At 72.9% G+C, this 25,102-nt stretch carries 22 protein-coding genes; 10 read left to right on the top strand and 12 right to left on the bottom strand.

The features are described from left to right. Window positions 1–20: 20 nt before the first annotated feature. Genes N8K70_RS06000 through N8K70_RS05990 form a run of 3 tightly spaced genes read right to left on the bottom strand, consistent with a single transcriptional unit; the run spans window position 21 to window position 3,472 of the window. Window positions 21–1,514, bottom strand: coding sequence for a sensor histidine kinase (locus N8K70_RS06000; protein WP_317140693.1), 1,494 nt, complete (start codon window positions 1,512–1,514; stop codon window positions 21–23). 9 nt (window positions 1,515–1,523) lie between these two features. Further along, a complete protein-coding gene (locus N8K70_RS05995) occupies window positions 1,524–2,825 on the bottom strand; it encodes an AAA family ATPase (protein ID WP_317140692.1) in 1,302 nt (433 codons plus the stop codon). After that, window positions 2,822–3,472, bottom strand: coding sequence for an SAF domain-containing protein (locus N8K70_RS05990; protein WP_317140691.1), 651 nt, complete (start codon window positions 3,470–3,472; stop codon window positions 2,822–2,824). The genes N8K70_RS05995 and N8K70_RS05990 overlap by 4 nt, the downstream gene beginning before the upstream one ends. 105 nt (window positions 3,473–3,577) lie before the next feature. Between N8K70_RS05990 and N8K70_RS05985 the strand changes: the two genes are divergently transcribed. Beyond that, on the top strand, window positions 3,578–3,844 hold the full coding sequence (locus N8K70_RS05985) for a helix-turn-helix domain-containing protein (RefSeq protein WP_317140690.1): 267 nt from the start codon (window positions 3,578–3,580) through the stop codon (window positions 3,842–3,844). An 8-nt stretch (window positions 3,845–3,852) separates the two neighbouring features. On the opposite strand, the gene N8K70_RS05980 is transcribed toward N8K70_RS05985, so the two are convergent. Further along, window positions 3,853–4,464, bottom strand: a complete 612-nt coding sequence (locus tag N8K70_RS05980) for a hypothetical protein (RefSeq protein WP_317140689.1) — start codon at window positions 4,462–4,464, stop codon at window positions 3,853–3,855. Between the two features lie 137 nt (window positions 4,465–4,601). Between N8K70_RS05980 and N8K70_RS05975 the strand changes: the two genes are divergently transcribed. Continuing rightward, the gene (locus N8K70_RS05975; RefSeq protein WP_317140688.1) at window positions 4,602–5,039 is read left to right on the top strand and encodes an Rv3235 family protein; all 438 of its coding nucleotides are present in this window, start codon (window positions 4,602–4,604) and stop codon (window positions 5,037–5,039) included. On the opposite strand, the gene N8K70_RS05970 is transcribed toward N8K70_RS05975, so the two are convergent. Both N8K70_RS05970 and secA read right to left on the bottom strand, forming a co-directional pair. Further along, window positions 5,040–6,269: a pyridoxal phosphate-dependent aminotransferase gene (locus tag N8K70_RS05970; RefSeq protein WP_317140687.1), complete on the bottom strand. Its 1,230-nt coding sequence runs from the start codon at window positions 6,267–6,269 to the stop codon at window positions 5,040–5,042. A 93-nt stretch (window positions 6,270–6,362) separates the two neighbouring features. Then, window positions 6,363–9,137, bottom strand: a complete 2,775-nt coding sequence (secA, locus tag N8K70_RS05965) for a preprotein translocase subunit SecA (RefSeq protein ID WP_317140686.1) — start codon at window positions 9,135–9,137, stop codon at window positions 6,363–6,365. Window positions 9,138–9,339: 202 nt separating this feature from the next. Here secA and N8K70_RS05960 point away from each other — a divergent pair, with 202 nt between their 5' ends. Further along, window positions 9,340–10,314 (top strand): epimerase, encoded by a 975-nt coding sequence (locus N8K70_RS05960; protein WP_317140685.1) that lies wholly within the window; start codon window positions 9,340–9,342, stop codon window positions 10,312–10,314. Window positions 10,315–10,491: 177 nt separating this feature from the next. Beyond that, complete coding sequence (locus N8K70_RS05955; protein WP_317140684.1) at window positions 10,492–12,102, top strand: stealth family protein; 1,611 nt, start codon at window positions 10,492–10,494, stop codon at window positions 12,100–12,102. Here the strand turns inward: N8K70_RS05955 and N8K70_RS05950 are convergent. Beyond that, window positions 12,032–12,973, bottom strand: coding sequence for a phosphodiesterase (locus N8K70_RS05950; RefSeq protein ID WP_317140683.1), 942 nt, complete (start codon window positions 12,971–12,973; stop codon window positions 12,032–12,034). The genes N8K70_RS05955 and N8K70_RS05950 overlap by 71 nt on opposite strands. A gap of 148 nt (window positions 12,974–13,121) precedes the next feature. On the opposite strand from N8K70_RS05950, the gene N8K70_RS05945 reads away from it, so the two are divergent. Continuing rightward, a complete protein-coding gene (locus N8K70_RS05945) occupies window positions 13,122–13,709 on the top strand; it encodes a PadR family transcriptional regulator (RefSeq protein ID WP_317140682.1) in 588 nt (195 codons plus the stop codon). Window positions 13,710–13,718: 9 nt separating this feature from the next. Beyond that, window positions 13,719–15,059, top strand: coding sequence for a coiled-coil domain-containing protein (locus N8K70_RS05940; protein WP_317140681.1), 1,341 nt, complete (start codon window positions 13,719–13,721; stop codon window positions 15,057–15,059). An 83-nt stretch (window positions 15,060–15,142) separates the two neighbouring features. On the opposite strand, the gene hpf is transcribed toward N8K70_RS05940, so the two are convergent. The 5 genes from hpf to mtrA form a co-directional block, all read right to left on the bottom strand. Continuing rightward, complete coding sequence (hpf, locus tag N8K70_RS05935) at window positions 15,143–15,808, bottom strand: ribosome hibernation-promoting factor, HPF/YfiA family (RefSeq protein WP_317140680.1); 666 nt, start codon at window positions 15,806–15,808, stop codon at window positions 15,143–15,145. 87 nt (window positions 15,809–15,895) lie between these two features. Beyond that, window positions 15,896–16,585, bottom strand: coding sequence for a ComF family protein (locus N8K70_RS05930; protein WP_317140679.1), 690 nt, complete (start codon window positions 16,583–16,585; stop codon window positions 15,896–15,898). 111 nt (window positions 16,586–16,696) lie between these two features. Then, window positions 16,697–18,439: a GerMN domain-containing protein gene (locus N8K70_RS05925; RefSeq protein WP_317140678.1), complete on the bottom strand. Its 1,743-nt coding sequence runs from the start codon at window positions 18,437–18,439 to the stop codon at window positions 16,697–16,699. Then, the gene (gene mtrB, locus N8K70_RS05920; protein ID WP_394357807.1) at window positions 18,436–20,091 is read right to left on the bottom strand and encodes an MtrAB system histidine kinase MtrB; all 1,656 of its coding nucleotides are present in this window, start codon (window positions 20,089–20,091) and stop codon (window positions 18,436–18,438) included. Before mtrB ends, N8K70_RS05925 begins: the two co-directional genes overlap by 4 nt. 10 nt (window positions 20,092–20,101) lie before the next feature. Beyond that, a complete protein-coding gene (mtrA, locus tag N8K70_RS05915; RefSeq protein ID WP_317140677.1) occupies window positions 20,102–20,782 on the bottom strand; it encodes an MtrAB system response regulator MtrA in 681 nt (226 codons plus the stop codon). 188 nt (window positions 20,783–20,970) lie between these two features. Here mtrA and N8K70_RS05910 point away from each other — a divergent pair, with 188 nt between their 5' ends. From N8K70_RS05910 to N8K70_RS05895, 4 genes are read left to right on the top strand one after another with little or no spacing between them, the layout of a single operon-like run. Continuing rightward, a complete protein-coding gene (locus tag N8K70_RS05910) occupies window positions 20,971–22,302 on the top strand; it encodes a glycerophosphoryl diester phosphodiesterase membrane domain-containing protein (RefSeq protein ID WP_317140676.1) in 1,332 nt (443 codons plus the stop codon). After that, window positions 22,299–22,955 (top strand): DUF4129 domain-containing protein, encoded by a 657-nt coding sequence (locus N8K70_RS05905; protein ID WP_317140675.1) that lies wholly within the window; start codon window positions 22,299–22,301, stop codon window positions 22,953–22,955. The genes N8K70_RS05910 and N8K70_RS05905 overlap by 4 nt, the downstream gene beginning before the upstream one ends. Next, window positions 22,952–24,130 carry a DUF4350 domain-containing protein gene (locus N8K70_RS05900; RefSeq protein WP_317140674.1) on the top strand — a complete coding sequence of 393 codons (1,179 nt, stop codon included), beginning with the start codon at window positions 22,952–22,954 and terminating at the stop codon, window positions 24,128–24,130. Before N8K70_RS05905 ends, N8K70_RS05900 begins: the two co-directional genes overlap by 4 nt. Beyond that, window positions 24,127–25,101 (top strand): AAA family ATPase, encoded by a 975-nt coding sequence (locus N8K70_RS05895; protein ID WP_317140673.1) that lies wholly within the window; start codon window positions 24,127–24,129, stop codon window positions 25,099–25,101. Before N8K70_RS05900 ends, N8K70_RS05895 begins: the two co-directional genes overlap by 4 nt. Window position 25,102 lies beyond the last annotated feature (1 nt).

The following is a 25,102-nucleotide window of genomic DNA, read 5'->3' as shown; positions in this document are numbered from 1 at the left end:
GGCCTCTCTCCTGTCCGGACTCAGCTGCGGATCCAGCGCAGCGGGACGGCGATCGTCACCTGCGTGCCGCCGTCGAAGGCGATTCCCGGCTCGTCGATCGTCGACCATTCGATCGTGCCGCTGAGCTCGCCCTGGATGAGCGTCCGCACGATCTGCGTGCCGAGGCCCCGCCCCACCTGACCGTCGGGAAGGCCGCTGCCGGTGTCCCGCACGCGCACCTCGAGCCGGTCGTCGTCCCGGTCGGCGACGATCTCCACATCGCCCTCCCTCCCCGCGAGACCGTGCTCGACGGCGTTCGTGACGATCTCCGTGAGGGCCAGCGCGAGGGGTGTCGCGTATTCGCTGGGGAGCGTCCCGAAGCGCCCCGTCGTTCGCGTGTGCGCGACGGTATTCTGCGCGGCCGCGACCTCCGCGACGAGCCGCAGCACGCGGGCGAACACCTCGTCGAAGTCGACGTTCTGCGCGAGTCCCTCCGAGAGCGTGTCGTGCACGACGGCGATGGCCGCGACCCGCTGCATCGCCTGCAGCAGCGACTCGCGGGCCTCCTCCGAGGACGTGCGCCGCGCCTGGATGCGCAGGAGCGACGCGACCGTCTGCAGGTTGTTCTTCACCCGGTGGTGGATCTCGCGGATGGTCGCGTCCTTCGTGATGAGCTCCTGCTCCTGGTTGCGCAGCTCGCTCACATCCCGGCAGAGCACGATGGCGCCCGTGCGATGGCCGTGATCCTTCAGCGGGATGGCGCGCAGCGAGACGGTCACCCCGCCCGACTCGATGTCGCTGCGCCACGGCGCACGCCCCGACACGAGGATCGGCAGACGCTCGTCGACGTCGCGCGAGACGGGAAGGATCTGGCTCGTGACGTCGGCGAGCTCCTCGCCCTCGAGCTCCTCGGCGAAGCCGATCCGGTTGAACGCCGAGAGCGCGTTCGGGCTCGCGAACGTGACGATGCCGTCGACGTCGAGACGGATGAGCCCGTCCGCGGCACGCGGCGCCCCGCGCCGCGGACCCGTCGGCGCGGAGAGGTCGGGGAAGTCGCCCGTGGCGATCATGCCGAACAGATCGTCGGCGCAGTCGTTGAAGGTGATCTGCTGACGCGACGGCGTGCGCACGTCGCCGAGGTTCGTATGCCGCGTGAGCACGCCGATCGCGCGCAGTCCCTCGTCCTCGCGGATGGCGATCGGCACCGCGCGCACGCGCGTCGGGGTCTCCTCGAACCACTCCGGAGACGAGGAGTCGACGATCCGCACGCTCTGGAACGCCTCGCGCACCTGGGCCTGCCACTGGGGGCGCACCCGCCCGCCCACGATGTCGCGGTAGAACAGCGTCGCCGCTCCCCCGGGCCGTGTGTGCGCGACGGCGATGAAGGAGTCGTCGGCCGTGGGCACCCACACGACGATGTCGGCCGACGAGAGGTCCGCGAGCAGCTGTCCGTCTCCGGCGAGACGGTGAAGCCATTCGATGTCGGATTCGCTCGAACGGCCCTGGGCGGAGACGAGATCGCTGAGGGTCGACACGGAACGAGTTTATGCCGACGTCCAGGAGCGCTCCCGCTCCTCGCGTCCGCGGCTCCCCGTTCTCGTCCGCGTGCGCCGGCCGCCGGGCGACGGCGTCACGGCCTCGCCGGTCCGCAGCCCGTGCACGTCGACGATCCGTGCGGCGATCCGCCTGATCGCCTGCGACAGCGCCGAGCGCGCCGCCACCTCTCCGACGGGGCGCGCCTGCAGGAGCGCCGCGTCGGCGGCACGGACGTCGAAGGGGACGAAGCCGATGTCGGCGATGCCCGCGAAGCGCTCGAGCGTGCGGCGGATCTGACCGCGTGCGTCCACGCCGAGAGGGCCGGGGCGCAGGCGGTTCACGACCACCGTCACCGGCGTCGCGCCCGTCACGCCCCGCAGCTCCGCGTAGCCGCGCAGGAATCGCGCGATCGCCACCGGATCCGCTCCGGCGACCGCCACGACGGCGTCCGCCTCGCGCAGCGCCGCCAGCGCGGCGGCGTTGCGGCGCGGGCCGTCGAGGTCGCTCACGATCTCCTCGTCCGCCTCGATCGACGCGGCGACGTCCACGACCGTGACGTCGGCCCATGCGCGGCAGGCGTCGAGCGCGGACGCGACGCGACGCTCGGACAGCTCGGGCCATCGGCCGGCCCGGTTGAGGCCGGGCAGCACGTCGACGACGCCGTCGGCGCCGCCGACCGGCACGCTCAGCCGCGTGAGCTCGGCGGCGTCCAGCCCGCCGAGCTCCGCCTGGCGGCACGCCGCCGCGAAGCCCGGTCCCTCGTCCGCGACCCCGAGCGCCACGGCGACGGCCGGGGCGTGCGTGTCCGCGTCCACGAGCGCGACATGGTCGCACATCCGTGCGAGCTCCACCGCGAGCTCGACGGACACCGTCGTGCGCCCCGGCGCCCCGTGCGGTCCCCACACCGCCACGACCGCTCCCCGGCGACGCTCGTCGCGGCCGGGCCCGGCGAGCGCGTCGCTCCGCACCGCCGCCGCGATCCGCCATCCTCCCGCCGCCGCCGGCAGCGGATCGGCGAGCCCGAAGGAACGCGCCGTGCGCAGCTCTCCGCCGCGATCGCCGAGCGCGACGATGCGCACGCCGTGCCGGTCGCAGGCTCCGACGACGCCCGCCGTCAGCACGCCGCGCGAGGCCGGCACGACGAGGGCGTCCGCCTGGCGCAGCGCCTCCCAGACGGGAGAGGCCGCGTCCCCCGGGAACCCCCCGATCTCCCGGGGCGCGAACGTCGCGACCACGCGCAGTCCCTCGTCCTCCAGCTCCTCGGCGAGCTGCGGCCCGCGCGGCTCGCCGAGCGCGACGACGACGTTCACGATCCCGCGCCCGACCGCGGCACGGCCGAGAGAGCCGATCCCGACGAGACGGCGGCGAGCACGTCGGCGACGTCCGACCGGTCGATGACGAGCTCGATCGACGTTCCCGCCGCCCCCATCACGGCGTCGTCGCGCAGGACGGCCGCGACCGTCGCGTCGGCGACGAGGACCCGAGGGGCGTCGTGGACGCCGGGCTCGAGCAGCGGCGCGACCCACAGCTCGACGGGCGTCCCCGCCGCCACGGACGCCGGCGTCTCCACCGCGCTCTCCACGACGACCGTCGTGACGGCGACCTCCGCCGCCGTGCCGACGGCGGCTTCGGGGACGAGCTCGCCGGCGGCGATCGTCCGCGTCGCGACGAGCCCCTCGTCGAGCTCGTGCGGCGCGAGATACGCCTCCTCCGCCCCGCCGAGCGCCGCGTCGACGACGACGAGGTCGGATGCCGTGACGGCCTGGCCGGGGACGAGCGTCGCGGCGGCCGACAGCACGGGATTCGTCTGACGGGCCGTGGCGACCACCCACCACACGCCCGCGACGGAGACGGCGATGAGGGTGATCCCGATGAAGAAGCGCGCGTCGGACCAGAACGCCCGGCGAGGTCGGCGCCCGGGCGCGGTCGACGGGGCCGGACGGTTCGGTGAGGTCATCGTCATGATGTTCATGGTGGCGGATCCGCGCGACATCCTGAGAAAGTTATCCACAGCCCCTCGCGCCGCTGTCGCCGTCGCGCCCCGGCGTTTCATAATGGGCCCATGTCCGAGACGAGTGACGTGCGCTACCTCGCGCCGGCGCAAGTCGCCGAGCTGCTGGCCATCGAGCCGGACGAGGTCGTCGAGCTCATCCGGGCGCGCAGGCTCCGCGGCGCCCGCCTCGGCTCGCCTCCGCGCTGGCGCGTCGAGCAGGCGAGCGTCGGCGAGTACCTCGAGGACCAGCACGAGGAGAGCCGCCGGATGGCGCTGTGGCGCGAGTCGAACGAGGCGAGCTTCCCGGAGCTGTGGGGCTCCCCCTCCGACTCCTGAGGAACGGCTCAGGGAGTCATGACCCCCGCGGCCGCGTCGACCCGGACCCACGCGACGGCGTCGAACGCGACGATCCGGTAGCCCCTCACCTCCGCCGCGCGGCGGGGCGAGCCGGCGTCGTGCAGGGCGATGTCCAGATGATCCGCCCCGACCCTGTCGATCGTGCCGGGCAGGACACGTCCCGGGACCATGCCGACCATCACGGGGACGCGCCTGCGCGCGAGGTCGCGCAGCGCGAAGCCGAACGTCACGCGCTGCGCGAGGCGGCTCTCCGGCCCCGCCGTCCGCGCGCTGCGCAGGACCTCGCCGTGGGCCGCGCCGATGGCACGCACGGCGCGCAGCGGGACGAGCGCGATCGACTCGCGAGCGGGCGCCCGCGACACGCGCAGTGCCATCCAGTCGGCTCCCACCGATGACGGCGCGCCGTCGAGCGTCGACCCGTCCGAGAGCGCGATCGACACGCTCGACGGCTCCCCCTGCACGAGCGCGACGAGCCGGGCGCGCAGCTCCAGCCGGGACACGCGCACGCGCTCGGCCTCGGAGTCGAGGGCGGCGCGCTCGGCCTCCCACTCCGCGGCGAGCTGATCCTCCAGGTCCTCGAAGAAGCGTTCCCAGCGCATCTGGGTGAGCGTAGAGGAAACGGCGGCCTCCCGTCCGGGACTCTCCACAGGCATGTATGCGGTGTTCCGATCCGTCGCGGCCACCTGGTTTGCTCGGGCCACTCCCTCGCGCCACCGCCGACCAGAAAGGGCCGACGATGCCACCCCGATCCGCAGCGCACCCCTCGAGGAGGCCGTTCCGCCGCACCGACGACGTCGAGGCGCTGTTCGCGCCGCAGCGCACCCCGTCGGAGGAGCTTCCCGATCCCGCTCCCCTCGTCGCCGCCCTCACACGCGGCATCCTCGAGGTGCTCGCGGGCACGCGGGAGGTGGACCAGCTCGCCCGGTGGCTCGCCGAGGAGCCCTATCTCAAGCTCATGACGCGCGCGAACCTCTCGCGCCGAGCGCGCAGCGCGCGCCGCATCCCGGCGCAGCGCCCCGTCTTCTCGGTCAGGACGATGCGCCGCATGACCCCGGCGGACGGCGTCGCGGAGGTCGTCGTCATCGTGTCGATGCCCGACCGCACGCGCGCGCTCGCCATGCGGCTCGAGGGGCTCGACGGACGCTGGCGGGCGACGGACCTCCGGATCCTGTGACTATCCCTGCCGATACGAGGACAGGAAGTTGCCCAGGCGCTCGATCGCCTCGCTGAGCACGCGCGCCTCCGGCAGCGTCACGATGCGCAGGTGGTCCGGCGTCGGCCAGTTGAAGCCCGTCCCCTCGACGAGGAGGATGTGCTCCGCGACGAGCAGGTCGTAGACGAGCTGCTTGTCGTCGCGGATCTCGTGCACCTCGGGGTCGAGCCGGGGGAACGCGTAGAGCGACCCCGCCGCACGGACGCACGAGACGCCGGGGATGGCCGAGAGCCCCTCCCACGCGACATCGCGCTGCTCGTGGAGCCGTCCCGACGGCGCGATGAGGGCATCGATCGACTGGACCCCGGTGAGCGCGGCGAGCACGGCGTGCTGGGCCGGCACGTTCGCGCACAGGCGCGTCGAGGCGATCAGCTGGATCCCCTCCAGGAAGCCCTTCGCGTGCTTCTTCGGCCCCGTGATGACCAGCCATCCCGAGCGGTAGCCCGCGACGCGGTAGGTCTTCGACAGGCCGTTGAACGTGAGCACGAGCAGGTCGGGGGCGAGCGTGGCCGTCGGGACGTGCACGGCGTCGTCGAAGAGGATGCGGTCGTAGATCTCGTCCGAGAGGACGAGCAGCGAGTGCTCGCGCGCGATCTGCGTCAGCCCCTCGAGCAGCTCCCGGCTGTAGACGGCCCCCGTGGGGTTGTTCGGGTTGATGATCACGATCGCCTTGGTGCGGGGGGTGATCTTCGAGCGGATGTCCTCGAGGTCGGGCTGCCACCCGTTCGCCTCGTCGCACAGGTAGTGGACGGGAGTGCCGCCCGACAGACTCGTCATCGCGGTCCAGAGCGGGTAGTCGGGGGCGGGGATGAGCACCTCGTCGCCCTCGTCGAGGAGCGCCTGCATGGTCATGGTGATGAGCTCGGAGACGCCGTTTCCGAGGTACACGTCATCGGGGTCGACGTGCGGGAACCCCGGCGTCTCCTCGTAGCGGCTGACGATCGCGCGGCGTGCCGGAAGGATGCCCCGGCTGTCGCTGTACCCGTGCGCGTAGGGGACGGCCTCGATCATGTCGCGGACGATCTGATACGGCGCCTCGAAGCCGAAGATCGCCGGGTTCCCCGTGTTGAGCTTGAGGATGGAGTGCCCGTCCGCCTCCAGCCGCGTCGCCTCCGCCAGTGCCGCCCCGCGGATCTCGTAGAGGACGTTCTGGAGCTTCGCGGACTGGCCGAGCGGACGGAGGGAGTTCATCGGAACAGGATATGCCTGCGCGCCCCGCGACGACGACGCCGCAGGGCGGTCCACAGCCGAGGCCGTGGACCGCCCTGCGGGGACGCGGGAGCGCTACTTCTTCTTCGCGGCGCGCCGCTGCTCGCGGTTCTGGGGCACGGGCGCCGCCCCCTGATCGCCGCCGGTCCTCTGGCCGAAGGCGCCGCGCGGGGCCTCCTTCTGGCGCACGCGGTCGGTCTGGGTCTTCTGCACCTGGCCCCGGTCGTTGCGCACCTCGACGTCGCCGTCCTCGCTGGGGGCGGAGTACTCGAGCTTCTGCTCGCCCGGCGCGGGCTCGAGCCCCTTCGCCTCGACCTGGGGCTGGGCCTGGGCGCCGCCGTCGACCCCCCGCACCTCGACCTCGAGGTTGAAGAGGTATCCGACGACCTCCTCCTTGATCTGGCCCATCATCGCCTGGAACATCGAATAGCCCTCGCGCTGGTACTCGATGAGCGGGTCGCGCTGCGCCATCGCGCGCAGGCCGATGCCGTCCTTCAGGTAGTCCATCTCGTAGAGGTGATCGCGCCAGCGGCGGTCGAGCACCTGCAGCACGACACGGCGCTCGAGCTCGCGCACGGCCTTCTCGCCGAGCTGCTCCTCGCGCTTGGCGTAGGCGATCTTCGCATCGCTCAGCAGCTCGCGCTTGAGGCCCTCCGCGGTGATGCCGCCCTTGCTCGCCCCCGCCTCCGCGACGACCTCGTCGATCGTCACCCCGACGGGGTAGAGCGTCTTCAGCTCGGTCCAGAGGGCGTCGAAGTCCCAGCTCTCGTTGTGGCCGCCGGCCGTGTGATCGTCGACCACGGTCGTGACGGCGTCCTCGATGAAGTGCTGCACGCGACCCTCGATGTCGTCGCCGTGGAGGATCGTGCGACGGTCGGCGTAGATCGCCTCGCGCTGCCGGTTGAGGACGTCGTCGTACTTGAGGACGTTCTTGCGCGCCTCCGCGTTGCGCGACTCGACGGCGGCCTGCGCGTTCTTGATGAGGCGCGAGACGAGCTTCGACTCGATCGCGACGTCGTCGGGGAAGTCCGAGCGCGAGAGCAGGGCATCGGCGGGGCCGGACTGGAACCGGCGCATGAGGTCGTCGGTGAGGCTGAGATAGAAGCGGCTCTCGCCGGGGTCGCCCTGACGGCCCGCGCGGCCGCGCAGCTGGTTGTCGATGCGACGCGACTCGTGGCGCTCGGTGCCGAGGACGTAGAGGCCGCCCGCATCGCGGACCTTGGCGGCCTCCTCCTCCACGCGCTCCTTGACCGCCTCGAACACGGCCGGCCACTCCGCCTCGTACTCCTCCGGCGTCTCCTCGGGAGAGAGGCTCTTGGCCTTCATCTCCTGCACCGCGATGAACTCGGCGTTGCCGCCGAGCATGATGTCGGTGCCTCGTCCCGCCATGTTCGTCGCGACCGTCACGGCGCCGAGCTGACCGGCGCGCGCGATGACCTCCGCCTCGCGTGCGTGGTTCTTCGCGTTGAGGACCTCGTGCTTGATGCCCTTCTTCGACAGCAGGCGCGACAGGTACTCGCTCTTCTCGACGCTCACGGTGCCCACGAGCACGGGCTGGCCGTTCGCGTTGCGCTCGACGATGTCGTCGACGACCTGCGAGAACTTGCCCTGCTCGTTCTTGTAGACGAGGTCGGTCTGGTCCTTGCGCACCATCGGTCGGTTCGTCGGGATGGCGATGACGCCGAGCTTGTACGTCGACATGAACTCCGCTGCCTCGGTCTCGGCGGTTCCCGTCATGCCCGAGAGCTTGTCGTACAGGCGGAAGTAGTTCTGCAGCGTGACGGTGGCGAGGGTCTGGTTCTCCGCCTTGACCGGCACGCCCTCCTTCGCCTCGATCGCCTGGTGCATGCCCTCGTTGTAGCGGCGGCCCACGAGGATGCGGCCCGTGTGCTCGTCGACGATCATGACCTCGTCGTTCATGACGACGTAGTCGGTGTCGCGCTTGAAGAGCGCGTTCGCCTTGATCGAGTTGTTGAGGAACGAGATGAGCGGCGTGTTGGCGGACTCGTAGAGGTTGTCGATGCCGAGATAGTCCTCGACCTTCTCGATCCCCGCCTCGAGCACGCCCACCGTGCGCTTCTTGATGTCGACCTCGTAGTCGACGCCCTCCTCGAGGGTGCGGGCGATCTTCGCGAACTCGGCGAACCAGCGATTGGCCTCGCCCGAGGACGGGCCGGAGATGATGAGCGGCGTGCGCGCCTCGTCGATGAGGATCGAGTCGACCTCGTCGACCACGGCGAAGAAGTGCCCCCGCTGGACGAGGTCCTCCCTGCGCCACGCCATGTTGTCGCGCAGGTAGTCGAAGCCGAACTCGTTGTTCGTGCCGTACGTGATGTCGGCCTCGTACTGCTCCCGGCGCACGGCAGGGGTCTGACCGGACACGACGATGCCCGTGGTCATCCCCAGCGCGCGGAACACGCGTCCCATGAGCTCGGCCTGATACGACGCGAGGTAGTCGTTGACCGTGACGACGTGGACGCCCTTCCCGGCGATGGCGTTGAGGTACGAGGGGAACGTCGCGACGAGCGTCTTGCCCTCGCCCGTCTTCATCTCGGCGATGTTGCCGAGGTGGAGGGCCGCCCCTCCCATGATCTGGACGTCGTACGCGCGCATTCCGAGGGTGCGCCCCGCGGCCTCGCGCACGGCCGCGAACGCCTCGGGCATGAGCTGGTCGAGCGTCTCGCCCTTCTCGTGGCGTGCGCGCAGCTCGGCCGTCTCGCCGCGCAGCTCGTCGTCCGTGAGCTGCGCGTAGTCCTCTTCGAGGGCGTTCACGGCGGTGACGACCCGCTGCAGCTGCCGGCGGATGCGTCCCTCCCCGGCATGGAGCAGCTTCTCGAACGGATTTGCCACGTGTCACTCCTCGATCGGTGCCGCGTCGCTGTCGGACGGGCAGAGTCGCCGCCTCGCGGCGACGGGCATACCTGCCCATGTTATCTGCCCGTGACAATCCCCGGTCAGCAGACTCCCAGTCGGCTTCCGGGAGGACGCGGGGTGCTGGCAGGATGGCCGGCGAGGGTCCGCCGGACGGGAGCGGCGACGGAGGCGGGGGGCGATGACGGACGACAGGATCGCGGTCGTGGCGGGAGCGAGCGGGTTCGTCGGCCGCGCGCTCACGCGCGCGCTGGCCGAGGACGGGTACGCCGTCCGGACGATCGGGCGAAGCGGCGACGTGCGCTGGGGGGACGCCGCCGCGATCGCTGCCGCCGTGGACGGCTCCGACCTCGTCGTGAACCTCGCGGGGAGATCGGTGAACTGCCGCTACACGGACGCGAACCGCGACGAGGTCCTGCGCTCGCGCGTGGACACGACCCGTGCGCTGCGCGCGGCGATCGCGGGCGCGGCGAGCCCGCCGCGCGTCTGGCTCAACGCCAGCACCGCGACGATCTACCGCCATGCGACGGACCGGGCGCAGACGGAACGCGACGGCGAGCTCGGCTCGGGGTTCTCGGTCGACGTCGCGCGGACCTGGGAGGAGGAGCTCTTCTCGGGCGATCTCCCCGCTACGCGGCGCGTGGCGCTCCGGATGGCGATCGTCCTCGGCGACGGCCCGGCGACGAGGACGCTCTTCGCGCTCGCGCGCCTGGGCCTCGGCGGTCCGCAGATCGACGGGCCGTGGTTCCCGCACCGGCGCTACCGGGGCATCGGCCCCCATCCCACCGGCGACGGGCGCGCACCGCATCGTCCGACCCGCGGCGGGCAGCGGTTCAGCTGGATCCACATCGACGACGTCGTCTCGGCCATCCGGTTCCTCGGCGACCGGGACGACGTCTCGGGGCCGGTGAACCTCTCCTCCCCCCACCCGAGCGACAACCGCACGCTCATGGCCACGCTGCGCCGCGTGGTCGGGATGCCCGTCGGGCTCCCCGCCTGGCGCTTCATGCTCGAGCCGGCGATGTGGCTCCTGCGCACGGAGCCGGAGCTGGTCCTCAAGAGCAGGTGGGTGGTGCCCGAACGGCTGCTCGCGGAGGGCTTCCGCTTCTCGCATCCGTCGCTCGCGGAGGCGCTGCGGGACGTCGCGGAGCGCTGAGCGCGGAGGCGGCGGCCCACGGGTGTCGCCGGCGGTCCCCGCGGAGGCCGCGACTGCTCTAGGATTCGTTCATACGCCGTTCATCCGGTGACGCACGTCCCCTCGCGACACACCGTCGGATCCCGGCGTCTCCTTCCATCACGACGGCTTCGGCCGATAGCAGATCTGAGGTGGTCGATGACCCTTCTGGGCAGTTCTCCCGCTCCCCACGCACGCGACGCATGGCCCGGCGCCCCCGACCCTGCGCACACCCGCCTGCACGACGGGATCCCGCATCTCGTCGAGGAGACCACTCCGGAGCACGCCCAGACCGCCGACCTCCTCGCGCTCGCCCGCATCTTCGAGGACGCGGCGCTCCGGCCCCTCCTCGTGCGACGCACGAGCGGAGGCCCGGCCCTCGCGCTGGACGTCCGGGAGAAGGACGCCGCCCTGCGCGCCCTCACCGCGGACGGCGGGCTCTGGGCCGCCGCGCGGACGGCGGGGCGTCCCGCGCATCTTCTGGTCACGGGCGCGGAGGACGCGTTCGAGAAGGACGCCGCCATCGTCTTCCGGCCCCGCATCACCCCCTCCGGCACCCTGCGCCACGGCGCGGAGACGGGCGTCCGCGTGGAGTTCTGGCGCCATGAGGACGGCCTCGTCCGCGCGCCGCGGCGCAATGCGCTCACCCGCCGCACGATCATGGCGGAGGACCTGTCGTTCGCGACCGTCCGTCGGCACGGCCGGTCGTGGCGCACGCTCGACGGGATGTTCGCGCCGGGTCCGCACGAGGTGGCCTTCGACGTCGACATCGTCTTCTCCTGGGTCGACGGCTCCTCCGACGACTTCCAGCGCGAGCGCGCCAAGCGGCTGAACGCGTACGTCGTCGGCGACGGGGACGCGCACGCCGCGCGCTTCCGCCAGGTCGACGAGCTGCGGTACGCCCTCAGGAGCGTCCACCTGTTCGCACCGTGGATCCGCCGGATCTACATCGCGACGGACAGTCCCGCACCGCGCTGGCTCGTCGATCACCCGAAGGTCCGGATCGTCCGCAGCGAGGAGTTCTTCGCGGACCCGTCCGTGCTCCCCACCCACAACTCGCACGCCGTCGAAGCGCAGCTGCACCGCATCCCCGGGATCGCCGAGCACTTCCTCTACTCCAACGACGACATGTTCTTCGGCCGCCCGGTGCGTCCCGAGCTCTTCTTCACCCCGGCCGGGCTGACGAAGTTCGTCGAGTGCGGCGTCCGCATCGGCGTCGGGCCGGCACGGGCGAGCAGGAGCGGCCACGACAACGCCGCGCGCGTGAACCGGGACCTCCTCCGCGAGCGCTTCGGGCGCATCATCACCCGCGATCTCCAGCACTGCGCGACCCCCCACAGCCGCGAGGTGATGGGCGAGCTCGAACGCGAGTTCCCCGACGAGTTCGCGCGGACGACCGCTGCGCGCTTCCGCAGCGCGACGGACGTCTCCGTGACGAACTCGCTGTACCACTACTACGCGGCCATGACGGGGCGCGCGCTGCCGACGAGGGAGCCGCGCACCAGGTACATCCAGACGACGCTGCGGAACGCGCCGGCGCGCCTGGGCCGGCTGCTCGAACGGCGCGACGCGGACATGTTCTGCCTCAATGACGGCAGCGTCCCGGAGATACCCGAGGAGCTGCGCGAGCACGTCGTGCGGGAGACCCTCGAGGCCTACTTCCCGGTGCGGGCGCCCTGGGAGCGCGACGAGAGCGCGCTCAGCCGACGATGGCCAGAGGCGCCGTCGGCGGGGGAAGGGCATCCGAGCGCCCCATCGAAGGCGGGATGACGACTCCCGCCTCCTGCAGGCGGCGGGCCGTCTCGTCGGCCGTGGTCGTCTCCAGCGCCGGGGCGTCCGAGAACGGGACGACCGAGTGCACCACGGTCTCCTCGTAGACGTGCACGAGGTTGTACGACTGGGCGCCGTCCCGCGGCCGCATGCTCCCGTCCGTGAGGGTGAGGTCCTGCGTGTAGCACGACGACGAGGCCACCGACACCGGGATGCCCGCGAACGTGGCGGTCGACGAGAAGTGCACGTGCCCTGCGAGGATCGTGCGCACGTCGCTCCCGCGGAGCACGTCGGCCAGGGCCTTCTGGTCGCGGAGCTCCACGAGCGTCGCGAGGTCGAGCACGCACGGCATCGGCGGGTGATGCATCGCCAGGACGGTGCCGTGCGGTGCGGGGATCGCCAGCTCGAGCGCGAGCCACTCGAGCTGCTCCGGCGACACCTCCCCGTGATGCGCTCCCGGCACCGACGTGTCGAGGACGATCACGCGCAGGCCGTCGATCTCGTGGACGGCGTCGACCGGTGCGTCTCCCGCCTCCCCGAGCAGGCCGCGGCGGAAGCGATCGCGGTCGTCGTGATTGCCCATCACCCAGATGACGCGTGACCCGAGGCGCTCCGCCGCGGGGGCGACGACCTCGCGCAGGTGCGCGTAGGCGTCGGCCTCGCCGAGGTCGGCGAGGTCTCCCGTGAAGACCAGCGCGTCGGGCCGTGCCCCGGAGGACTCCAGCTCCGCGAGCACGCGACGCAGATGGCGTGCGGCGTCGATCCCGAACACCCCGCCCTCGGCTCTGAGATGCGTGTCGCTCAGGTGCACGAGCAGATGACTGGGCCTCGCGTACTCGGCGGCCCGTGGCGTCGGTGAAGATCCGGCCATGCGGAAGATGCTAACAACGCGAGGTGAACGGCAGGTGCGACACGGCGGTCTTCGCCGATCGCGTCCTCATCCGGAGGTTTCCGGGTATGCATATACTCGGAATGCACCTATGCGGCGGTCCTCCGCCGCGACGAACGCGGAGGTCGGGATGTCGGTGAGACGGAGCCTGCTGGCGATCCTGGACCAGGGGCCCTGCTACGGGTACCAGCTGCGGACGGAGTTCGAGCGGCGCACCGGTGCGACGTGGCCGCTCAACGTCGGACAGATCTACAGCACGCTGGAACGGCTCGAGCGCGACGGGCTCGTCGTCCGGGGCGCGCCCGACGACCAGGGACACGTCTACTGGGAGATCACCGCAGCCGGGCGCGACGACGTGCGCGCGTGGCTCGGCTCCCCCGTCGAGCGCGGGCAGCCGCCGCGCGACGAGCTCGCGATCAAGCTCGCGCTCGCCGCGACGCTTCCGGGCGTCGACGCCGGCGCCCTCATCCGCATCCAGCGCGCGGCCGCGCACGCGCGGCTCGAGTCGCTGCGGCGGACCGCGCCCGCCGGGGCCCCGGACGGACCCGAGGAGCTCGCGTCGTCCCTCGTGGTGGACTCGATGATCTTCGCCGCGGAGGCGGAGCTGCGCTGGCTCGACCACAGCGAGCGGCGCCTCGCCGACCGCCCGCGGCACAGGACCGCGCTCGGGCTCGCGAGCGAGCGCCCCCGACGCGGCCGCCCGGTCAGGACGCCGTAAGATCGGTCCATGGCAGGATTCTGGGGTCGTCGCAGGCGGGAAGAGCGAGAGCAGCAGCAGGCGGCGGACGCAGATCTCGCCCGCAGGGCCCGCACCGCGCTCGTCACCGCCGACGAACGCATCCGCGCGACGGGCGACGAGCTCGTCTTCGCCGCGGCCGAGCTCGGCGAGGGACCGACGAAGGAGCTGCGCGAAGGCGTCGACGCGGTCAAGAAGCACATGGCCGAGGCCTTCCAGCTCCATCAGCTCAACCACGACGACATCCCCGACACCGAGGAGGAGCTGCGCACGCGCAACGCGCGCATCATCCAGCTCTGCGACTGGGCCGAGGACGTCCTCGACGAGCGCACGGGGGCGCTGCAGGAGCGCATCGCGCTCGTGCGGCAGGCCCCGCAGATCCTCCAGCAGGTGCGCGCCGACGTCGAGCGGCTGCGCGAGCGGCTGCCGCAGACGCGGGCGACCGTCGAGCGGCTCGCGCGTCTCTACAGCGCCGAGGCGCTCCAGCGGGTGAGGGTGAACGCCGACGAGGCGGATCAGCTCCTCGACTTCGCGCTGCACTCCGCCGACGTCTCGGAGCGCAGACGTGCGTCCCGCCGCACCGAGGAGGCGAACCTCGCGCTCGAGACGGCGACCGAGGCCGTCCGGCGCGCCACGTCGATCCTCGACGGCGTCGACGACTTCGAGATCGAGGCCATGCGCGCGCAGTCGACGCTCGCCGACGTCGTCGCCGACTCGCGCGGCGACCTCGTCGAGGCGCGCACGGCGCCGCAGACGCCGGAGGTGACGAAGGCGATCGCGTCGCTCGAGTCGGCGCTGGCCGCACTGCCCGCCCCCGGCACGCAGTCGGACCCGTTCACGGTGCTCGCGGAGGTCTCCGAGGCGAACGCCGCCCTCGACGCCGCCGTCGCGAAGGCGCGCGAGCGCGCGGCGCGGCCGCTGCCGTCGATCGAGCACGTGCAGCACGACGTCGCCGCCGCCGATCGCGCGATCTCCGTCGCCGGCAGCCTCATCAACGGCCACAGCGGCTGGATCGGCGCCGACGCCCGCACGCGCTTCGCGGAGGCTCAGCGCCTGCGCATCGACATCGATCCGCTCGTCGTGTCGGAGGACACCCGCGAGCAGGCCCAGCAGCTGGCGCGCCGCACGGCGCAGCTCGCCCACGAGGCGCTGCAGCTCGCGCAGCGCGACATCGACTCGTCCCGCCCCGACAACGACGACTGGGGGTCGTGGGGAGGCGGCCGGCGCGGCCCGCGCGGCGGCGGCTTCGGCGGCGGGGGCGGCGGGGACTTCCTCGGCCCCGTGCTCGGCGGCGTCCTCCTCGGCGGCCTCATCGGCGACATCTTCGACTGACCGCCGCCGGGGCGCCACAGCACGGAGCCCGGACAGCCGGATGGCCCGGGTCCTCGCGACCCGGGCCATCCGCCGTCATGCGGTCAGGATGCGAGCGCGTCCTCGACCGGCGAAGCCTGCGTGGTGAGCGAGATGACGCCGTAGTCCCACCCGCGACGCCGGTAGACGACGCTCGGATGATCCGTGCGCGCGTCGATGAAGAGGAAGAAGTCGTGGCCGACGAGCTCCATCCTGTCGACCGCGTCCTCGACCGTCATCCACTCCGGCTCGAAGGACTTGGTGCGGATGACGACGGGCGTGTAGGCCTCGTCCTCCTCCCGCTCCGCCACGACGGCCACCTCGCCCGTCGCGACCGCCTGCAGCGTCTCGGCGGCGGCGGGCTGCACGTCGAGCCCCTCCAGCTCGCCCGTCTCCTTCGCGAACCGCGCGGCGCGCGGGCGCAGGCGGCCGCTCACCTTCTTGTCCTTCGCCCGCCGGAGCTGCTCGCCGAGCTTCTCGAGCGCGATGTCGAAGGCCGTGAACTTGTCGGCGTCGTGCGCCTCGGCGCGGATCACGGGGCCGTTCCAGAAGACCGTGAGCTCGACCGTCTCCTCCTCGAGGCGTCCTGCCCTGTGGGACTGATGGGTGACCTTCACCTCAAGACGCTCGGCACGTGGGGCGAGGGTCGATATCCGCTCGCTCTTCTCCTCGACCACGGTGCGGAATCGGTCGGAAACGCTGACCCCCACGCCGACGATGTTCGTGTCCATCTCTGCCTCCCTGTCCGGTCCGACCGGTGTGAGCGGCGGACCACTGGTCGCCTTGTGCCCCCAACGTATCCCCGGGAGGAACGCGTGTCACGAAGTATTTCCCGGCGATTCGCCATGTCGTGTTCGCGGAGGGAGAACGCGCGGCGTCGCGGCCAGGGCGACCGCTCCGACCACGTGCGCGCCGGCCTCCGAGAGCGCCCTGCGGGCCTCGCGCAGGGTCGCGCCCGTCGTCACGACGTCGTCCACCACGATCACGTCCCGGCCGTCGAGGCGGCGCCGCGCGCAGAGCGATCCGGTCATGTTCGCGTCGCGCTGCTCCCGCCCCAGGGCACGCTGATCGGCCGCCCGCCGCGCCCATCGCAGCTCACGGGAGGGCGCGACCCCGCCGTGGTGCATCAGCAGCTCCACCGGCCGGTAGCCGCGACGCCGGGACGAGGCGGCCGACGCCGGGACGGGCACGGCGTCGACGAGCGTCCCGGCACGACGGGCGCACGCGACGAGGGCCGCCCGCATGGCGGGGGCGAACGCGCGGGCGAGCGCCGTCCTCCCGCCCTCTTTGAACGTGCGCAGCACGGCGGCCGCCTCGCCCGCGAAGACGAGCCCGGCGACGACGTCGAGGTCCTCCCCGATGCACCGCACGCGGACGGCGGGCGCGATCGCGGCACGGCACCCGTCGCACAGCGCGACGCCCGCGTCGCCGCAGCCCGCGCAGGAGACGGGGAGCAGCAGGCCCGAGGCCTCGGACAGCGCGGTGCGGAGATCTGCGGCGAGCGACATGAGGGAACTCTGCCCGCGCCAGGTGCCGTCGCGGATCCGGGATCGCCGGCTGTGGAGACGACGCGCCGACCCGCCCGCCCTGTGCACGAGGCGAGCGGCCCGATCCCGCGCTCAGCCGGGCAGCCCGAGCTGGGTCGCCAGCACCTTCACGTCGCTCGCGCTCGTCGTCCAGCCGCTGCCGCGCCTCACCTGCAGCTCGCCGCCTCCCGTGAGCAGGCGGACGGCCGAGTCCTGGTTCCCCGCGCCGATCGCGACGACGTCGAGCGGCGAGGCCGCGCTGGTGTCGGTGCCGGGGCCTCCGATCGGCTGCTGGATCATGATGGCGTTGTCCGTGCCGCCGGCGGCGATGCCGATCGTGCCGTCGTCGAGCCATGCGAGGCCCACGCCCGCCAGACGGAGCTGCACGACCCTCATCGGCGTCCCGACGGCGACGGGGGTGCCGTCGAGCTCGCGTTCGACGGCCGAGACGATCACCCACTCCTCGTCCCCGCTCGACACGATGGCGGCGATCCGGGAGCCGTCGCGCGAGACGTCGATCGCCGAGACGCTCGCGAGATCCGACCAGCCGCCCGCCAGCGACGCGGTCGAGACGAGATCGGCGTCCCACGCCGTGAGCGACTGCGGCTCGTCCGCCCGCACGGTCCAGATGCGGCCGAAGCGGTCCATGGCCGGATCGATCACGGGGCCGCCCGTGTCGATCTCGTCCGGCCCCTCGCTCGTGACGCGCATGGCCTCGCCGTCGTCGAGCCCCACGGCGGCGGTCTCCTGGTCTGGCGACAGCGTGATCGAGGAGATGGCGTGGTCCTCGGGGAAGCCGAGGAGGACGTCCGACAGGCCGTCGACGGCGCTCAGGTCGCCGCCGGAGAGGTAGCCGAACCCGTCCTCCCGGAGGACGAGCGGGCGCGGGTCGATCTTCGTCGATCCGACGGGGGCCGCCTCCACGTCGCTCTCCTGTCCGTCCACGGTGAGGCTCACGGACCTCACCGTCACCGCGGAGAGGCTCTGCTCGAGCTGGGCCGTCATGCGGCTGATGGTCTCGTCGTCCGCGCCCGCGGCGCCGGTCACGGCGATGTGCGCGACGCGGTCGGAGTCGATGGAGACCGTGCCGCGCGAGAGCTCGAGGTCGGAGCCGAACGCCGTCTCCACTCCGGACGCCAGCCACTCGCTGGGGCTGCCGTCGACGAGCTCCTGCACGATGCGCGTGGCCGCGTTCGCGTTCTGCCGGTTGAGGAACCAGCGACGATCGGGGACGAGATGGCTCCACGTGGCGTCGAAGTAGTAGAGGTCGTACGCCGTGTAGAGCTCGGCGAAGAAGAGCCGGTCCAGGACGATGCCGTCGGGCGCCGACACGATGCGCCACTCGCCGTCCGCGTTCTGCGCGAGCTCGAACGCGAGCGACGTGCTGCCGCCGCCGGCCACCTGGTACCGGCCGTCCTCGTCCACGGTCGCCTCCGCCGTGACGTCCGCGGCGAGCGTGGCCGTGGCGCCGTCGACGGTCGCATGGGTGGTGTCGCGCCGATCCGTGAGGTCGATGAGGGTGCTCGCGCTCGGGTTCCACGTGCTGACGAGGTCGCCGTCGAGGTACTCCCGCGCCGTCGCCCAGTTCTGGGCCGGCTCGATCGACGCCTGCAGGAAGCCGTCGACGATCTCCCCCGGCGTCGCCCCCGGCTCCGGGGCGTCGGCGATGTAGCTTCCGCCCGTGACGCCGCTCGGCGAGTCCGCCGGCGAGTTCCCGGCCGTGACCGGACCGCTCGTCGGCAGGCCGGCGCAGCCCGTCAGCGCGAGCGCCGCGACGAGCGACGCGACGAGGACGCGCCGTCGCCTGAGGGCCGCGGTTCCGCCGGTTCCCGTCATGGCCGGGCCTCCCCGTCTTCGGTGCGGATGGGCTGTGTCACGCCGAGGTCGTCCGCCACGCGCTCGTGCGGCTCGGCGGGGATCGGCGACCGGTCGGAGACCTCCCCCGGCACGCGCGGCAGCGTCAGCACGAAGTGCGAGCCTCGCCCGGGCTCGGACCACACCGCGAGGGCGCCGCCGTGCAGCTTCGCGTCGCCCAGCGCGATCGAGAGCCCGAGCCCCGTGCCTCCCAGCGTGCGCTTGCGCGAGGGGTCCGCCCGCCAGAACCGGTCGAAGACGCGCTCGGCGTCCTCCGGCGTCATGCCGAGACCGTGGTCGCGCACGCCGATCGCGACGGCCCGCGCGTCGCTGTCGACCGTGATGACGATGGGGCGGCCCTCGCCGTGCTCGATGGCGTTGCCGATGAGGTTCCGCAGGATGCGGCGCACGCGGCGCGGGTCGACCTCGACGGGAGAGTACCCGCCGGGGGCGACGATCCGCAGCTCGCTGCCGTGCTGGGCGGCGACCTGCTCCATCGACCCGGCGACGTCCTCGGCCAGCTGGGCGAGGCTCGTGGGCTCCCGCTCGAGCTGCACCGAGCCGGCGTCGTACCGGCTGATCTCCAGCAGGTCGGTCAGCAGCTGCTCGAACCGCGCCACCTGGGCGTGCAGCAGCTCCGCGGCGCGCGCCGTCGACTCGTCGAACTCCGCCCGCCTGTCGTTGAGCATCTCGGAGGCGAGCCGGATGGTCGTCAGCGGCGTGCGCAGCTCGTGCGACACGTCCGCCACGAACCGCTGCTGCACCTGCGAGAGCTCGGCGAGCTCGGTGATCTGCGACTCGATGCTGTCGGCCATCGCGTTGAACGACCGCCCCAGCGTGGCGAGCTCGTCCCTGCCGCGCACGGGCAGCCGCACGTCGAGATCGCCGGCGGCGAGGCGCGCGCTCGTCTGGCTCGCCTCGATGAGCGGCTGCGCCACCGTGCGCAGGACGAACCACGAGATCGTGGCCACGATCAGGACGAGGACGACGCCCGTGATCCACAGGGTGCCCTGCACGAACCGCAGCGTCCGATCGGCGTCCTCCAGACTGTAGGCGAGGTACACCTCGTAGGCGTTCGCGTTCTGCACCTGGAGCTGCTGCCCGACCACGATCGCCGGGACCGGGGTCGAGCCGTCCGAGAGCTGCATCGGCACCGACTGCCACCACTGCGTGTCCGCCGAGGTGCGCACGCGCTCGCGGAGCCCCACGGTGAGCGCGCCGTCCTCGATGAGCGCGAAGTCGGGAGGGGCGATGGCCGACGTCGCGTCGTCGATGCGGTAGTAGGCGATGTAGCTCGTGCCCGCCTGGGCCGTGAGGGTGTCACGCGCATCGAACAGCAGCTGCTGCAGGGCGGCGCTGTCCGTGGCGACCTCGGCGGTGTCGAGCACGTCCTGCGCCTGTTCGATCCCACGCTGCGCCTGGTCGAGCACCTGGTCCTTGCGCGACGTGAAGAGCTCGTTGTGGATCGCGAGGGCCGTCCAGACGCACGCGACGGCGATCGCCAGCCCGGTGGCGGCCACCGTGATGAAGGTCGTGCGGAAGCGCAGCGAGCTGGTCCACTGCGCGCGGATGGCGGGAAGCCAGGTCGACGGCCTCCGGACGGCCATCCGCGCGGTCCGCGCCGTCACGGGCATGCGGGCCTGCTCAGAGCGCGGCGCCGGCGCGATAGCCGACTCCCCGCACCGTCATGACGATCTTGGGGTTGTCGGGGTCGATCTCGATCTTCGCGCGGAGCCGCTGCACGTGGACGTTCACGAGGCGCGTGTCGGCCTTGTAGTGGTAGCCCCAGACCTGCTCGAGCAGCGCCTCGCGGGAGAACACCTGCTGCGGCTTCGAGGCGAGCGCCACGAGGAGCTCGAACTCGAGGGGCGTGAGGGAGATCGGCGTCTGCCCGCGTCGCACCTCGTGCGCGGCGACGTCGATCGTGAGGTCGCCGGCGCGCAGCGCGTCGCCGGAGACCTCCTGCGCCGGGCGGAGCCTCGTGCGGATGCGGGCGACGAGCTCCTTCGGGTTGAAGGGCTTGACGATGTAGTCGTCCGCGCCCGCCTCCAGCCCCGAGACAACGTCGGCCGTGTCGGAGCGCGCGGTGAGCATGATGACGGGGACCCCGGACTCGGCGCGGATCTCCGTGCAGATCTCGATGCCGTCCTTGCCCGGCAGCATGAGATCGAGCAGCACGAGGTCGGGACGCTCCTGCCGCCAGCTGTCGAGGGCGAGCGCGCCGTCCGCGCAGAACGCGGTCTCGAAGCCCTCCGTGCGCAGCACGATGCCGATCATCTCGGCCAGAGCCGTGTCGTCATCGACCACGAGGATGCGCGCGCTCATGAGGGGGTGGTCCTTTGCTTCGTCTCCGCGCCGACGCGCATCGTTCGCGCGGGCGACCGTCCCCGACAGCCTAGACGACGCCTCGACGGCGACGGCCGCGACACGGAGGACGCGGGCCCGGGGTGTGACACGATGAGAGGGACGCGACGGGACCGGCCGCTTCGCCGGCGGGTCGAGGGAGGATCGACGTGACCGCTGAACCGAGATGGACGCCGGCCCCGCGCGGCGGTCTCATCCCCCTGTACCCCCTCGGCTTCGGCACGATCCTCGGGAAGTCGTTCGGCGCCCTGCGCGGCAACCCGAGAGTGCTGCTGGGCTTCGCGATGGCGGTCCAGATCGTCTCGACCCTCATCGGGACGGCCGCGATCGGCGCCGTCGCCTTCGCGACGTTCTCGCGGCTCGACACCGTGGCGGAGTTCTCCGAGGAGTACGAGCTCATCGCCGCGGGCTCGGCGCTCGTCACCGCCCTCGTCACGATCGCCGTCCTGCTCGTGACGGGCGTGCTGGGCATCATCGTGCAGGCCGTCGTGGTCGGCGAGGTCGCCCACGCGTCGCTCGGCGAGCGGGCGACCCTCGCGAGGATCTGGGCCCGCGTGCGTCCCGTCGTCTGGCGCCTCATCGGGTACTACGCGCTCCTGGTCGCGGCCGTCGCCGCGGCCGTCGCGGTGCTCGTCGGGATCGTGGCCGGGCTCGCGATCGTCGAGACGTGGGCGGGCGTGCTGGCCGGCGTCCTCGCGCTCGTCGGCGGGATCGTGCTCTACGCCTGGCTCGGCACGAAGCTCTTCGTCGTCCCGAGCGCGATCATCCTGGAGCACGCGACGATCCGCGGCGGCATCGCGCGGTCGTGGCGGCTGATCGGCGGGCGGTTCTGGCAGACGTTCGGCGTGATCGTCCTCATCGGCCTCATCATGAACACGGCCGCCTATGCCGTGGGGATGCCGTTCTCCTTCCTCGGCGGCGCGTTCACGAGCGTCTTCGCGCCGACGGGCGACCCCGATGCGTCCGCGGTCATCGCGATGGTCCTCACCGTGGCGGCGAGCCAGATCGTCACGCTCGTCGTCTCGTCCATCGGGGTCGTCGTGCAGGCGACGTCGTCGGCGCTCGTCTACATCGACGCGCGCATGCGGCGCGAGGGCATCGATCTGCGGATGCAGTCCTACGTGGAGCGACGGGACGCCGGCGCGGCGGACGCCGGGGATCCCTACGCCTTCGATCCCGGTGCGGTCGCTCCCCCGCGCGCGCCGGAGCCGTGGCAGGTGGCGCCTCCCGCGCCGCCGTACGGACAGGCGCCGCCTCAATACCCCCAGGCCCCGCCGTACGGACAGGCGCCGCCGTACCCCCACGCGCCGTCCCCCTTCGGACAGGCCGTCCCCCCGGCACCCGACCCCGGCCGCCCCGCGCCCCGGTGGGGCCAGTACGCTCCGACCACGCCGCCCCCTCCCGCCCCGGCCGAGCCGGTCGGCCCGGCCGCCCCGTCCTCGCCGCCTGCTCCCGACGAGCGCGCCTCGGGCGGATCGTGATCGGCGGAGTCGCCCTCTCCTCTCTCCTCCCCGACGGCGACGAGGCGCGCGACTGGGCGGAGCAGGAGCTCTCCGACCCCGCCTACGACGCGGCGGAGCCGAACCTCCTCGACCGCGTCGCGGGAGCGATCGGCGAGTTCCTCTCCATGATCCTGAACCCGCAGATCGGCTCCGAGTGGAGCCCGCTGCTCGCCGTCGTCGTGATCGGCGTGATCGCGGCCGTCGTCGTCGCCGCGTTCCTCGTCTGGGGCCGGCCGCGGGCGATCCATCGCGCGGAGGAGCGGTCCGCGCTCCTCTTCGGCGACGACGAGCGCCGGTCGGCCGCCGAGCTGCGCGCGTCGGCCGACCGGCGCGCCGCCGAGGGGGACTGGGACGGCGCGGTCGTCGACCGGTTCCGGGCGATCGCGCGCGCCCTCGAGGAGCGCGACCTGCTCGACGCCCTCCCGGGGACGACCGCGCAGCAGCTCGCGCGGACGGCCGCATCGCCCTTCCCGTCGCATGCCGGGGTGCTCGCCTCCGCGGCCCGCGTCTTCGACGACGTGCGCTATCTGCGTCGCAGCGGGACGGCCGAGACGCACGCGCTCGTCGCGCGCCTCGACGGCGATCTCGCCCGGTCGCGTCCCGTCCGCCTCCGCGAAGGGGCGCCGCTGTGACGTCGCCCTCCCCCGAGACGACACGGCTGAGCGAGGCGCCGCGCGGCAGGCGCACGGTCCTCGGGTGGATCGCGCTCGTCGTCGCGTTCGCCGTGTTCGGCACCGGCATCGCCCTCGTCGGCGCCCGGGAGTGGTCCGAGCGCCCGGCGCTCGACCCGGAGGGCGCGGGAGCCGACGGCGCGCGGGCGATCGCACGCCTGCTGGAGGAGCACGGCGGCATCGCGGTGACGATCGCGACGAGCCTCGACGAGGCGCTCGCCGCCGCCGGCCCGGACACCACGCTCGCGGTGGGGTCGACGGCGCCCCTCGACGACGCGGCCGTCGAGGATCTCGTCGCGGCCGCCGGGGACGCCGTCCTTCTCGCCCCCACGTCGCGCGACCTGCGGATCCTCTTCTCCGGCGCCGGCTTCGCCGGCCACGGCGACGGGACGGCGGTCGATCCGGCATGCGACCTCGACGCCGCCGCGCGCGCCGGCGGCGTCGCCCCCGGCGAGGCGTACACGCGCGGCGGGGCCGACATCGCGTGCTACCCCGTCGGCGACGGCTTCGGGCTGCTGCGGACCGAGACCGCCGACGGCGCCGTGACCGCCGTCGACGCGGGCGCCCTGCTCGCGAACGCGCATCTCGCCGAGCACGGCCACGCCGCCCTCGGCCTCGGCGTCCTCGGCGGGCACGGCGACGTCGTCTGGTATCTGCCGGGCCTGGACGACGCCGCAGGCACCGCGCCCGCGACGATCGGCGAGCTCACCCCGGGATGGGTGACCCCCGCCATCGTCCTCGCCGTGCTCGCCGTCGTGGCCGCAGGCGTCTGGCGCGGACGGCGCTTCGGACCGCTCGTCGCCGAGGACCTGCCGGTCACCGTGCGTGCGAGCGAGACGCTCGAGGGGCGCGCCCGCCTCTACGCGCGCGCGGCCGACCCCCGGCACGCCGCCGCGCGCCTCCGCGAGGGCGCGTGCGCCCGCATCGCCGGCCGCCTCGGCCTCCCCCGCACGGCGGCCCCCGTCGAGGTGGCCGACGCCGCGGCCGCACGCCTGGGCGCGGGACGCGACGCCGTGCGCGAGATCGTCCTGACCGAGCCGGCCGACGACGCCGCCTTCTCCGCGTTCGGCGAGCGCCTCCGCGACCTCGAGGCGGCCGTCGACGCGGCCGTCCGAACCGAAAGGAAGAGACCGTGACCGATACGCCGCTTCGCCCCAGCGACCCCGCCGCGCTCCACGAGGCGGTCGGGCGCGTGCGCGAGGAGATCGGCAAGGCCGTCGTGGCGCAGGACGGCGCCGTGAGCGGCCTGCTCATCGCGCTCCTCGCGCGCGGCCATGTGCTCCTCGAGGGGGTGCCCGGCGTCGCGAAGACGCTTCTCGTGCGCGCCTTCAGCCGCGCCCTCGGGCTCGGCACCAAGCGCGTGCAGTTCACCCCCGACCTCATGCCGGGGGACGTCTCCGGGTCGCTCGTCTACGACGCCCGGTCCGGCGAGTTCGAGTTCCGCGAGGGCCCGGTGTTCACCCACATCCTCCTCGCCGACGAGATCAATCGCACCCCGCCCAAGACGCAGGCCGCGCTGCTGGAGGCCATGGAGGAGCGTCAGGTGTCGGCAGACGGGGTCACCCGGGCACTCCCGGACCCGTTCCTCGTGTGCGCGACGCAGAACCCGATCGAGCACGAGGGCACCTACACGCTCCCCGAGGCGCAGCTCGACCGCTTCCTCCTGAAGCTCGTCGTCGACGTCCCGCCACGCGACGCCGAGGTGGCGGTGCTGCGCCGTCACGCCGACGGGTTCTCGCCGCGCGCGCTCGACGACGTGCGCGCGGTCGTGACCCCGTCCGACATCCAGGCGGCCCAGCGCGCCGTCGCCGCCGTCACGGCGACGGACGACGTCCTCGCCTACATCGTCGATCTCGCGCGCGCGACGCGGGAGAGCCCGTCGGTGCAGCTCGGGGCGAGCCCGCGTGCCGCGACGGCGCTGCTCGCGGCCGCGAAGGCGTGGGCGTGGCTCGGCGGGTACCCCGCCATCACGCCCGACCACGTGCAGGCCATGATCGTCCCGGTGTGGCGGCACCGCATCCGGCTGCGCGCCGACGCCGAGATCGAGGGCGTCTCGGTCGACGCCGTCCTCACGTCGGTGCTGCAGCAGACCCCCGTTCCCCTCTGAC

The sequence above is a fragment of the Microbacterium sp. AB genome, from assembly GCF_032878875.1.
GTDB lineage: Bacteria > Actinomycetota > Actinomycetes > Actinomycetales > Microbacteriaceae > Microbacterium > Microbacterium betulae.
Note: the sequence above shows the minus strand (reverse complement) of the source record. Positions and strands in the feature narration are given on the sequence as shown.